This window comes from Azospirillum sp. B4 (assembly GCF_000333275.1).
In the GTDB taxonomy this organism is placed as follows: Bacteria; Pseudomonadota; Alphaproteobacteria; order Azospirillales; family Azospirillaceae; genus Nitrospirillum.
The window spans coordinates 1-11749 of record NZ_BACU01000425.1 but is presented as its reverse complement, the minus strand read 5'-3'; the positions used below and the strand labels follow the sequence as shown (position 1 = coordinate 11749).

The following is an 11749-nucleotide window of genomic DNA, read 5'->3' as shown; positions in this document are numbered from 1 at the left end:
ACGACCAGGGGCCGCAAGTTGGATGGTGACGGCAACCTGAAGGACTGGTGGACGGCCGACGACGCGGAGAAATTCAAGGCCCGCGCCCAGTGCCTGTTCGACCAGTACGGCGGCTATGTCGCCGACGGCGACGTGAAGGAGAATGGCAAGCTGAAGCTGGGTGAGAACACCGCCGACAACGGCGGCATCCGCGTGGCCTATCGCGCGCTGATGGAACGGCTGGGCAAGAAGAAGGATGAGAAGATCGGTGGCCTGACGGCGGCCCAGCGCTTCTTCTACGGCTTCGCCCAGGTCTGGTGCGGCGAGGCGCGGCCGGAGTACCGGCGGCTGCAGGCCCAGACCGACCCGCATTCGCTGGGCGAGTACCGCGTGAACGGCACGCTGTCGAACATGACGGAGTTCGCGGAGGCCTTCAACTGCAAGCCCACCGACAAGATGGTGGCTGGCGAGAAAGCCTGCCGCGTCTGGTGAGAGCGGTCCTGACAGGGCGCCGGTGCCAAGCCGGCGCCCCATTCATTTCAAAGAAGCATAACGACAAAAGGTGGAGCATCCCTCATGAGCAAACCGATCGCGGGGATTTTGAACCGGACCGCCCCCATCGCCCTGGCGACCGCATTGCTGGCCCTGCCACTCGCGGCCCATGCGGCGAACACGACCAAGCCGGCCAAGACCGAGGCGGCGCTGCCGCAGGTCGACGAGTCGGTCGATCCTTGCCAGAACTTCTACCAATACGCCTGCGGGCCCTGGATGAAGGCCAACCCCATACCCAGCGACCAGTCGCGGTGGGGCAGCTTCAACGCCCTGCATGAGCGCAACCAGATGATCCTGAAGACGGCGTTGGAGGATGTGATCGCCCATCCCAACGCCGACAACCAGCGAGTGGGCGACTTCTACGCCGCCTGCATGGACGAAGCAGGGGCCGACGCCAAGGGTGCGGCCCCCATCCAGCCACTGTTGGATCAGATCAAGGCCCTGCCGGGCAAAGAGCGGCTGCCGGCCCTGGCGGCTGCCCTGCACGCCGTGGGCGTGGACGTGCTGTTCGGCTTCGGCTCGCAGGCCGACTTCGAGGACGCGCGCCAGGACATCGCCATCATCGACCAGGGTGGCCTGGGGCTGCCCAACCGCGACTATTACGTCCGCGAAGGCGCCAAGTTCGACGGCATCCGCCAAGCCTATGTCGAGCATGTGTCGCGCACCTTCCAGCTGCTGGGCGACACCCCGGCGGCAGCCGACGCCAAGGCCAAGGTGGTGATGCGCATGGAGACGGACCTGGCCAAGGCCTCGCTGAGCCTGGCCGATCGCAACGACCCGCAGAAGGTGAACCACAAGGAGCCGGTGGGCACCCTGTCCACCCTGGTCCCTGGCTTCGCCTGGGCGGACTACTTCAAGGCCGCCGGTGCGCCAGCGTTCCAGACCCTGAACGTGACCGAGCCCGACTTCTTCAAGGCGCTGCAGGTCATCCTGGCCGGCGCCTCGGTCGACGACGTGAAGACCTATCTGTCCTGGCACGTGGCGCACACCTACTCAAGCCGGCTGTCCAAGGCCTTCGTGGATGAACGGTTCAGCTTCTATTCCAAGAAGCTGCGCGGCGTGGAACAGAACCTGCCGCGCTGGAAGCGCTGCGTCATGGAGACGGATGACGCGCTCGGCGAGGATCTGGGCAAGTACTACGTGAAGGCCGCCTTCGGTGGCGACCAAAAGGCCAAGATGCTGACCATGGTGAAAAACCTGAAGGCGGCCTATTCGGTCGATATCGACCAGCTGGACTGGATGAGCCCCGAGACCAAGAAGCGCGCGCATGAGAAGCTGGACGCCATCGTCGACAAGATCGGCTATCCCGACAAGTGGCGCGACTACTCCTCGGTCGTGATCAAGAAAGACGACCTGCCGGGTAATGTGGAGCGCGCCACCGCGTTCGAGACGGCGCGCCAGCTGGCCAAGATCGGCAAGCCGCACGACCGGACTGACTGGCTGATGAGCCCGCCGACGGTGAACGCCTATTACGACCCGACGGAGAACGACATCAATTTCCCGGCGGGCATCCTGCAGCCGCCCTTCTATTTTGCCGGGGCCGACGACGCCATCAACTACGGCGCCATCGGGGCGGTCATCGGCCATGAGATGACCCACGGCTTCGACGACCAGGGCCGCCAGTACGACAAGGACGGCAACCTGAAGGACTGGTGGACCGCCGAGGACGCCAAGAAGTTCGAGGCCCGCGCCCAGTGCGTGGTGGATGAGTACGACGGCTTTGTCGCCATCGATGACGTGCATATCAACGGCAAGGCCACCCTGGGCGAGAACCTGGCCGACAATGGCGGCCACGCCATCGCTCTGAAGGCCCTGATGGCCACGCTGAAGGGCAACAAGGCCGCCAAGAAGGACGGCCGATTCTCCGCCGAGCAGAAGTTCTTCCTGGGCTATGCTCAGGTGTGGTGCAGCAACCAGCGCGACGACGCCAAACGAGACCAGGCGATCACAGACGTCCATTCCCTGTCGGAATTCCGGGTGAACGGCGTCGTCTCCAACAATCCAGAGTTCGCCAAGGCCTTCAACTGCAAGGCCGACACCCCCATGAACCGCGGCGCCAAGGCCTGCAAGGTCTGGTAAGCGGATACGGCAGGCGACTCCAGCCGGAGTCGCCCGCCCAAATGAAAAGCCCCGCCGGCAACCGCTGGCGGGGCTTTTTCACGGGCGGTCGCACCCCGCCCATCCCGTGGGACCCGCGGCTGCGTCCCTGGCACCTGAGGTAAAGCGCGAATCACCCAAAACAAAAACCGCGCCTTCATTCAGGCGCGGCCTTTGGTTCCTATGGCCGGCGAACCGGCCACGGGGCAGAAGCGCTTAAATTAGCCCTGACGGGCCTTGAAGCGCGGGTTCTGCTTGTTGATGACGTACACGCGACCCTTGCGGCGGATGACGCGGCAAGCCTTGTGGCGGGTCTTCATCGACTTGAGGGAATTGACGATCTTCATGATTTGGACTCGGGCACTTGGATGGATCACGGTTCGAGGCCGGGAAAATAGTAAGGCCGGGCCCGCCTGTCAACCTGAGTCATATCGTAAAATCGGTCAGCTGATATCCGCCGGCTTCAAGACATAGAAACGGTAGAGGCGGATACCGGCGTCCAGCACGGCCACCCGGCGGGCCCACAGCTCCACCTCCTCGACCACCGCCACCTTGGTCTCGTGATCCATGCTGTGCTGCTCCAGGTGCGACACCAACCCCTGGATGGCGGTCAGGATGAGGGAGCGGTGCAGGTCGGACAGGTCCTCGGTGATGCGGATGTCCAGGTTGCGCTGCTGCAGGCCCTGGGAATACTGGTCCACGGTCCAGGGGTGCGGCTCCACCGGCTCATGGTCCAGCCAGCCCTTGAAGATGGGGCCGCTGGCCTTGGCCTTGTCCAGGACATAGTCGGTGAACAGGAAATGGCCCCGCGGTTTCAACGCCGCCTCCACCGCGTCCAGCAGGCCGTCCTTGTTGCGGACGGTGTAGAAGCCTTCCTTGGCGAACACGGCGTCCACGCGCTTGGGCCAGGAGAATGTTTCCGGGTCGAAGGGCTGCACTGGCGCCTGGCGGGCCATGCCGGCCTTGTGCGAGCGGAACATGCCGGCCTCCGCCAGCACGGGGTTGGCCTCCAGCCCCGTCACCCAGGCGCCGAACTGCGAGGCCATGCTGCGGGTGGACCCGCCCAGGCCGGCCGCGAGGTCCAGCACGCTCATGGCCGGGTTCAGGCCCAGGGGCTTCACCAGGGTGGGGATGTGGTCGTTGCCGCCGGGGGTGGCGTAGCCGTCGCCCCAAATCTTTTCCGCCACCTGCACGCGGGTCGCCGTCCACAGGGGCTTGCCGGAGCGGTTCAGGGTCCGGCGGTCGGTGGAGGACTGCGTCGTTCCCGCGTGGCGCGCGTGCCCATCGGCGTCGTCCGCCGCGTCCTCCTCCGTCCGCGGACGGCGGCTGAGCAGCGTCGCCAGATCATAGCCTTCCCACCAGGCGACGAAACGGTCCTTGAAGGTCGCCTGCGGCAACGCCACACCCTTGGAGCCCTGCTGGGCAGACATGCGTGGAACCAGCCCCATGGAACATTAACGCGGAAACATATTGTACAGAGAATACGTGACGGTTGAAATGGCCATGCTGAAACGCGCGTGCGTCGCGGTGACGCCTGGACAGGGCGGGAAATAGGCTTTTCCTATGCCGTCCGTACAAGGACTGCGCCGCGAACACGCTACGGTTCCAGCAGCATGCGTCGCACACTTGTCGTTCGGCGCCCCCATCCACCCGCCACACCAGATAGGCCCATGACCGAGTCGGATCTCAACCGGGTGCTGCTTGTCGAGGACACCGCCCCCCTGGCCCGGGTCTACACGGAATACCTGCAGAGCGAAGGGTATGAGGTGGAGCACCAGGAAACCGGGACCGGGGCGCTGGAAAGCCTGCGCCTGCGCACACCCGGCGCCCTGGTCCTGGACTTGAAGCTGCCGGACATTGATGGGCTGGAGGTGCTGCGCGCCGCCCATGGGACGCATCCCGATCTGCCGGTCATCGTGGTGACGGCCCACGGCTCCATCAGCGTGGCGGTGGAAGCCATGCGCGACGGCGCCTTCGACTTCCTGGTGAAACCCTTCACCGCCGCCCGGCTCATCGTCACCGTGCGCAACGCGCTGGAGCGGCGGCGGCTGACCCGCATCGTCGCCCACTACCGCCGCGAGCTGGACCGGGGCAGCTTCCATTCCTTCGTCGGCGCCTCCGCACCGATGCAGACGGTCTACCGCCTGATCGAAAGCGTGGCGTCCAGCCGGGCCAGCGTCTTCCTGACCGGCGAAAGCGGCACCGGCAAGGAACTGGCGGCCGACGCCATCCACCGCTGCAGCCCCCGCCGCGACCAGGCCTTCATCGCCATCAATTGCGCCGCCATTCCCCGGGATCTGCTGGAAAGCGAGATCTTCGGCCATGTGAAGGGCGCCTTCACCGGGGCGGTCAGCGACCGGGCGGGGGCCGCCCGCCAAGCCGACGGCGGCACCCTGTTCCTGGACGAGGTGTGCGAGATGCCGATGGAGTTGCAGGCCAAGATCCTGCGCTTCGTCCAGACCGGCATGTTCCAGCCCGTGGGCGGCACGCAGATGGAGAAGGTGGACGTCCGCTTCATCTCCGCCACCAACCGCGATCCGCTGGCCGAGGTGGGGGCCGGGCGCTTCCGTGAGGACTTGTACTACCGGCTGCATGTGGTGCCCATTCACCTGCCCCCCTTGCGGGAGCGAGAGGAGGACGTCTGCCTGATCGCCCGCCACTTCCTGGCGGACATGGCGAAGGAGGAGGGCAAAAGCTTCGTTCGCCTGGATCCGGATGCCGAGTCGGCGCTGAAGGCCTACGACTTCCCAGGCAACGTCCGGCAGTTGCAGAACATCCTGCGCAATGTGGTGGTGTTGAACGACGGACCGGTGGTGACCCGCGCCATGCTGCCCGAACCGTTGCGCCCCGAACCGGTGTGCCCCGAGCCGTTGTTCAAGGCCGGCGCCGAGCCCCGCCCGGCCCGGGACCCCGCCCCGCCACCGGTCGGCATGCCGCCCTCCCCCATCGTCGACGCATTGGCCACGGCGGCCGAGATCGTGCCGTTATGGCAGCTGGAGAAGCAGGCGATTCAACGTGCGCTTGCGTTGACGGGCGATGACGTGCCCCGCGCCGCGGCCCTGCTGGAAATCAGCCCGTCGACCATTTATCGCAAGCTTCAGCAGTGGAAAATCAAGATCACAGGCTGATTAGAGTTAGATCCCCACATCTGGGGTCTGCCGTCCAACATTGCTACCCGTTATTGCGGCTTATCCAGCGCGATGCCGCGATTGTGCCTGGCGCGGGGCCCCTGCCTCCTAAACGACTGTCATCCACAGCATTGCATGGCTGGTGCAGTCGCGTTTTTTTCGGTATAAGCTGGCACACAGGAGGAAATCCTGCGCATCCAGATCCGGCTTGGGAGGGGCGCGCGGTAGGGTCCGTCCTTGCGACCGGTGCCCCCGGCCAAGCACTTTATCGACTACATTCGAGTTCAAATCACATGTATGAGCGCCGTTCTCCGCAGAGCCCGCAGATCACCCGCCGGAGCGTCAACGCTACCGTCAAGTGGTACAATCCCACCAAAGGTTTCGGTTTCGTGACCCTGTCCGACGGGTCCCCGGACGCCTTCCTGCACGCCTCCGTCGTGCAGGCCTTCGGCCATGACAGCCTGGCTGACGGCACCACCATCAATTGCGACCTGTCCCAGGGCCAGAAGGGCCCGCAGGTTGCCGCCATCCACAGCGTGGATGAGTCGACGGCCACCCCCGGTGGTGGCGGCGGCATGGGCGGCGGCATGGGCGGCGGTCGCCGCGACAGCTTCGGTGCCGGCGCCCCGCGTCGCGCCGGCGGCGGTGGCGGCTGGGAGTCCAGCGGCCCGACCGAAACCATTGAAGGCACTGTGAAGTTCTACAGCGCCGACAAGGGCTTCGGCTTCGTGACCCCGGACGGCGGCGGGAAGGACGTGTTCGTCCACATCACCGCGCTTGAGCGTTCGGGCGTCCGCGCCCTGGCGCCGGAGCAGCGGGTGCGCCTGACGACCAGCATGGGTCAGAAGGGTCCGCAGGCCAATCGCGTGGAAGTCCTCTGATCCATTCGATCTGGTAGAACGGGATAGGCCGGCGCTGGGGAAACCCGGCGCCGGATTTCCTGTTTCCCGAAAGATGGATTATCCCCAACCCGCCAACGCCCGGTGAATCCACAGGATTGGCGGATGGGGAGTTTTATTTGCGGGCCGGAGACATGGGAACGCGCCGTCCACCAGGGCGGCGCGTTTTACTTTTCGCGCATGGTAGCGCTACCTCGCCGAACGCCCCGCGCCACCTTGGTCCCGCGGCACGCGCGTTGTTCCACGGTTTTCAGCCCGGCATACCCATGCCATTGTCACGGGCATGAAGAATACCGACCGGCCGTCCGCCCCCGCCCATCCCCGGCATCATTCCCTGGCCGCCGCCCTGGTGGCCGGCGCCCTGGCCTTGTCGCCCCTGGCCCTATCCAACCCGGCGCACGCCCAGGGGGGCGATCCTGAGCTGGCATCCCCCTTCACGCCCCGGCCGCTGGTGCGGACCAAGTCCGACATGGTGGTGGCCGCCAACCCGCTGGCGGTGGAGGCGGGACATGCCATGCTGCGCCAGGGTGGCAGCGCGGTGGATGCCGCCATCGCCGTGCAGTTGGTGCTGGGCCTGGTGGAGCCCCAATCCTCCGGCTTGGGCGGTGGCGGCTACATGCTGGTGTGGGACCCGAAGACAGGCAAACTGGCGTCGCTGGACGGCCGGGAGACGGCACCGGCGGGGTCCACGCCCGATCGCTTCGTGGGGCCGGACGGCCGGCCCATGCCCCTGATGCGGGCCTTCGACGGCGGCCGGGCCGTGGGCACGCCCGGCATCCCCGCCCTGCTGGCGGAGGCGCACAAGCGCTATGGCAAGCTGCCCTGGGCCACCCTGTTCCAGCCAGCCATCACGCTGGCGCGCGACGGCTTCACCGTCAGCCCCCGCCTGGCCCTGCTGCTGAAGGGCCTGACACCCATCCTGAAGGACCGGCCCGACATGGTGGCCCTGTTCTTCCACACCGGCGCCGACGGCACGCCGACACCGCTGCAGGCGGGGGAGACCTTCCGCAACCCCGCCATGGCCCACACGCTGGAGGTGCTGGCGACCCAGGGGCCGGACGCCTTCTATCGCGGTGCCCTGGGCCAGGATCTGGCCAGGCACCTGGCCGACAGCGCCCTGCCGGCTAACACACCCGGGGGGGCTCCCGCCCTGGTCACCACCCAGGACTTGGTGGCCTATAAGGTGGAGGAGCGCGATCCCCTGTGCGCGCCCTACCACCAGTGGACGGTGTGCAGCATGGGGCCCAGCAGTTCCGGCGGCATCGCCATCGTGGAGATGCTGGGCCTGCTGGAACATTTCGACATGAAGGGCCTGGGCAAGGACTCGCCCACCGCCTGGCACCTGATGGTGGAGGCCAGCCGCCTGGCCTACGCCGACCGCGACCTGTATGTCGGCGACCCGGCCTTCGTCACCGTGCCCAAAGGCTTGCTGGACAAGGGCTACCTAGCGGAGCGGGCGAAGCTGATCGACCCGGCGCACGCAGCGCAGGGGCCGGTGGCGGCTGGCGTGCCGCCGCAGAGGCAGGGTGCGCTCTATGGCCCCGGTTGGCAGGCGGACATCCCCTCCACCTCCCACATGTCGCTGATGGACGGCAGCGGCATGACCGTGTCCTTCACCACCTCGGTGGAATTCGCATTCGGCTCGGGCATGGCGGTCGACGGCTATGTGCTGAACAACCAGCTGACCGACTTCTCCTTCATCCCGACCGCCCCCGGCCCCGGCCCCAACAGCGGCTTGCCCGTGGCCAACGCCGTGGCGGCGGGCAAGCGGCCCCGCTCCTCCATGGCGCCCACCATTGTCTTCGACCAGGCGGGCAAGCCCGTGCTGGTGGTGGGCTCGCCCGGCGGGCCGGCCATCATCGGCTATGTCGCGGAAACCATCATCGCGGCGTTGGACTGGGGCCTGGACGCGCAAGAGGCGGTCAGCCTGCCGCGCATCATCAACCGCAACGGCACGACGGCCCTGGAAAGCGGCCCCTGGGCCCCACCCCTGAAGGCCGGGCTGGAGGCGCTGGGCCAGAAGGTGGAACTGAAGTCCATGCCCAGCGGCCTGCACGTCATCAAGCGCACCGCCACCGGCCTGGAAGGCGGCGTCGACCCCCGCCGGGAAGGGCTGGCGGCGGGAGATTAAAGCGGGACGCGAACAGGGCGAATCACCGGATCGCGTCCCGCTCCATCCCGAACAGGTTAAGAGCAAGAGGGACAGCTGGGGGCCCGGATGGGCCGCCGGCGCCTGAGCTACAAGCCTAGGCCCAAGTGCCTCAAGCCGCCGACCGCGCCGCCTGGGCCATGATGTCGTTGGCGGTGGGCACGCGGCCCATGCCGGATTTGGCGCGCTTGGCCGCCATGGGCAGGATGGGGGCGGCGATGCTGCCGCCGCCCTCGGCCGCGCGGCGAACGCACCGCGCCACCTTGCTGTAGGCGCCGGTCTCTATCTGGCGGATGCGTTCCTTGCTGACGCCGTAGTGCTGCGCCAGCCGTTCCAGCGTCACCGGCTCCTCCGCCAAATTGCGGGAAATGAAGATGTGACGCTCGCGGTCACCCAAGGATTTCAGCGCGTCCAGCATCAGCCCCTTGCGCTGGCGCAGTTCGCTGCCATCGGCCAGGCGGCTTTCCACCGACTCGGTGTCATCGGCCAGCAGATCCATGGCCTCCTGGTCGTTATCCTCACCCATCGACACGTTCAGCGAGGCGACGGGGGTGGCGAAGCGGTGCTCCATCTCGCGCACCTCCTCCACCGTGGCGTCCATTTCCCCCGCGATACGCTCGGCTTCCTCGTCCGTCATCATGCGGTCCTGGATGCCCAGCCGGCGCTGGGCCTGGCGCAGGTTGAAGAACAGGCGTTTCAGGGCCGCGGTGTTGCCGCCCTTCAGCATGGACCAATTGTGCAGGACGTAGGACTGGACCTCGGCACGGATCCACCACAGGGCGTAGGTGGCCAGGCGGAAGCCACGCGACGGGTCGAAGCGTTGCACCGCCTTGACCAAGCCGATGTTGGCTTCCGAAATCAGGTCGCCCACCGGCAGGCCGGAGCGGGCATAGCGCGAGGCGATCTTGATGGCCAGGCGCATATGGCTGTGCACCAACTCATCGGCGGCGCGCTGGTCCTGGCCGGCGGCCCAGCGCTGGGCCAGTTCCAGCTCGCGCTCGGGCGACAGCATGGGGTAGCGATTGGCCTGGGCCGTATAGGCCCGCAGCAGGTCGACCGACTCGGAAGAGAATGAACCCATCGCCCGTCCCCTTTTCAGTACCGTCCAGGTCGCCCCACGGCGCCGGACTTGGTCCTAAGTTGGCGTGGCGTTCGGGGCTCAGCCAACGCCATCCCGTTCACCACACTGCCATCTTTTGCCGAGACATCTGAAGATTGGGTTAACGGTCTTGAACAAGGTCGCGGCGTACCCAAGGCGCACCAGTTCGCTGACGAAATGGGCCGTTCCCTGCCTACACCACCTGACGCAAGGCGGTGAGGAAGGTGTTGAGGTCGTGGTTCATCTCTTCCGACTGGCGGGCCAGACCGGCGGCGGCGGTCAACAATCGACCAGCCGCGCCGCCCGCCTGGCTGGCGCTGTCATTAACCGTGCCCATTCGGCCGGAGACGTCGGCGGCCCCCTGTGCCGCCTGCTCAACGTTCCGCGCGATTTCCACCGTCGCCGCCCGCTGCTGGTCCACGGCGGAGGCGATGGAGACGGTGATGGCGTTGACGTCGTCGATGACACGGGCGACATCGGTCATGGAGCCCACGGCCGCCCGGGTGGCGGCATGGATGGTGCCCACCAGGCCCTGGATGTCCTCCGTCGCCCGCGCGGTCTGGCCGGCCAGGTTCTTGACCTCCCCCGCCACGACGGCGAAGCCCCTCCCGGCCTCTCCCGCCCGCGCGGCCTCGATGGTGGCGTTCAAAGCCAGCAGATTGGTCTGGCTGGCGATGTCGGTGATCAGCGCCACCATGGCGTCGATGCGGGCGGCGGCGTCCGCCAGGCCCGCCACCTCGCGCGTGGTGTCACCCGTGCGGCGCACCGCCTGGCCGGAAATGGCGGTGGAACGGTCCACCTGGACCCCGATTTCGGCGATGGACACCGACAGCTCGTCCGCCGCCGCGGCCACCATCTGGACGTTGCCGCTGGCCTGCTGGGCGGAGCCCGCCACCATCAGCGACTGATCCTGCGTGACTTCCGCCGCCCGCGCCATTTCCTCCGCCGCGTGCTGCACCTGGCACGCCGCTTGGGCCAACCCTTCGCCCACGTCGCGCATGCCGGTCTCGAAGCGGTCGGTGGTGGCGCGGAAGGCGGCGGCCTTGGCGCCCATGGCGGCGGTCGCGGCGTTGATGACCCGGGCGGCGTTGCGATAGGCACCGGGCATGCCCTTCTCGATGACCCGGCGGTGATCCTGCCGCCGGGTGACCGCCTCCAGCGCCGCCTGGGCCTCCCGCACGAAGGCGTCGGCCCGGTCGGCGGCGTCATTGACGGCGTGCTGCAGGGCGCCCACCGCCCCCCCTTCGGACACACCCACCACCCGGGCCTCGAAATCGCCGACGGCCAAGGCATCGAGGACGGCCCGCGCGCGCCCTATCTCCCGGCCCAGGCGACGCAGGTGCCAGGCTGCCAGCACCGCCAGCAAGGCGGCGGTCAGCGGCGCCAGGAACCAGCCGCCATTCCAGGTGGAGGAAGACAACAGGACGGCCAGGGCCGCAGGATTGGCGGCCAGGACGGCGGCCTTAGCCTTCCAGAGAGAACATGTAGCGGTCATAGTCCGTGTCCAAATCGGTCAGGGTCTGGGCCAGCAGCCGGCTGCCCGCGGCGACGGCGGCGGTCAGGGTGCCGTGCCGCCCCTCCTCCTCCAGAAGGCGTTGATACAGGGGCGCCACCGTGGTGGCGATGACCCCGGGATCCGGTGCCCGCCTGTTGGAGTGATAGCCGGAGATGAGCCCCCCACCGTCCCTGCTGGGGGTGACGTGGGCGAAGACCCAGTAATGGTCGCCATTCTTTGCCCGATTCAGGACGTAACCGAAGAATTCCCCGCCACCGGTGATGGTTTGCCACATGAGGTGGAAAGCGCACCGGGGCATGCCGGGATGACGCAGGATGTGTGCGGCGCCCC

At 67.2% G+C, this 11749-nt stretch carries 10 protein-coding genes; 5 read left to right on the top strand and 5 right to left on the bottom strand.

What is annotated here, in order from left to right; all coding sequences use genetic code 11:
- Together I55_RS18830 and I55_RS18825 are read left to right on the top strand one after the other, a co-directional pair.
- Positions 1-471: M13-type metalloendopeptidase (locus tag I55_RS18830; protein ID WP_148293832.1), on the top strand; the 471-nt coding region annotated here is incomplete at its 5' end.
- 84 nt (positions 472-555) lie between these two features.
- A complete protein-coding gene (locus I55_RS18825) occupies positions 556-2610 on the top strand; it encodes a M13 family metallopeptidase (protein WP_252181208.1) in 2055 nt (684 codons plus the stop codon).
- Between the two features lie 239 nt (positions 2611-2849).
- On the opposite strand, the gene ykgO is transcribed toward I55_RS18825, so the two are convergent.
- Complete coding sequence (gene ykgO / locus I55_RS18820) at positions 2850-2975, bottom strand: type B 50S ribosomal protein L36 (protein WP_012973122.1); 126 nt, start codon at positions 2973-2975, stop codon at positions 2850-2852.
- Positions 2976-3071: 96 nt separating this feature from the next.
- Positions 3072-4058: a class I SAM-dependent methyltransferase gene (locus tag I55_RS18815; protein WP_044562120.1), complete on the bottom strand. Its 987-nt coding sequence runs from the start codon at positions 4056-4058 to the stop codon at positions 3072-3074.
- 240 nt (positions 4059-4298) lie between these two features.
- Between I55_RS18815 and I55_RS18810 the strand changes: the two genes are divergently transcribed.
- The 3 genes from I55_RS18810 to ggt all read left to right on the top strand — a co-directional run bounded on the left by I55_RS18810 (position 4299) and on the right by ggt (position 8786).
- A complete protein-coding gene (locus I55_RS18810) occupies positions 4299-5756 on the top strand; it encodes a sigma-54 dependent transcriptional regulator (protein WP_044562119.1) in 1458 nt (485 codons plus the stop codon).
- A 293-nt stretch (positions 5757-6049) separates the two neighbouring features.
- The gene (locus I55_RS18805) at positions 6050-6637 is read left to right on the top strand and encodes a cold-shock protein (RefSeq protein ID WP_044562118.1); all 588 of its coding nucleotides are present in this window, start codon (positions 6050-6052) and stop codon (positions 6635-6637) included.
- A gap of 301 nt (positions 6638-6938) precedes the next feature.
- Positions 6939-8786, top strand: a complete 1848-nt coding sequence (gene ggt / locus I55_RS18800) for a gamma-glutamyltransferase (RefSeq protein ID WP_252181207.1) — start codon at positions 6939-6941, stop codon at positions 8784-8786.
- Positions 8787-8916: 130 nt separating this feature from the next.
- Here ggt and I55_RS18795 read toward each other — a convergent pair whose 3' ends face one another.
- The 3 genes from I55_RS18795 to I55_RS37230 all read right to left on the bottom strand — a co-directional run.
- Positions 8917-9885 (bottom strand): RNA polymerase factor sigma-32, encoded by a 969-nt coding sequence (locus tag I55_RS18795; protein WP_044562117.1) that lies wholly within the window; start codon positions 9883-9885, stop codon positions 8917-8919.
- A gap of 211 nt (positions 9886-10096) precedes the next feature.
- Entirely contained in the window at positions 10097-11398 is a 1302-nt protein-coding gene (locus I55_RS39090) for a methyl-accepting chemotaxis protein (protein ID WP_044562116.1), read from the bottom strand.
- The coding region (locus I55_RS37230) for a hypothetical protein (protein WP_044562115.1) at positions 11367-11749 on the bottom strand (383 nt) is incomplete at its 5' end. The genes I55_RS39090 and I55_RS37230, both read right to left, overlap by 32 nt.

Coding starts and splice junctions, on each gene's coding strand:
- I55_RS18825 (WP_252181208.1), top strand. CDS start 556: ATGAGCAAACCGATCGCGGGGATTTTGAACCGGACCGCCCCCATCGCC.
- ykgO (WP_012973122.1), bottom strand. CDS start 2,975: ATGAAGATCGTCAATTCCCTCAAGTCGATGAAGACCCGCCACAAGGCT.
- I55_RS18815 (WP_044562120.1), bottom strand. CDS start 4,058: ATGTCTGCCCAGCAGGGCTCCAAGGGTGTGGCGTTGCCGCAGGCGACC.
- I55_RS18810 (WP_044562119.1), top strand. CDS start 4,299: ATGACCGAGTCGGATCTCAACCGGGTGCTGCTTGTCGAGGACACCGCC.
- I55_RS18805 (WP_044562118.1), top strand. CDS start 6,050: ATGTATGAGCGCCGTTCTCCGCAGAGCCCGCAGATCACCCGCCGGAGC.
- ggt (WP_252181207.1), top strand. CDS start 6,939: ATGAAGAATACCGACCGGCCGTCCGCCCCCGCCCATCCCCGGCATCAT.
- I55_RS18795 (WP_044562117.1), bottom strand. CDS start 9,885: ATGGGTTCATTCTCTTCCGAGTCGGTCGACCTGCTGCGGGCCTATACG.
- I55_RS39090 (WP_044562116.1), bottom strand. CDS start 11,398: ATGACCGCTACATGTTCTCTCTGGAAGGCTAAGGCCGCCGTCCTGGCC.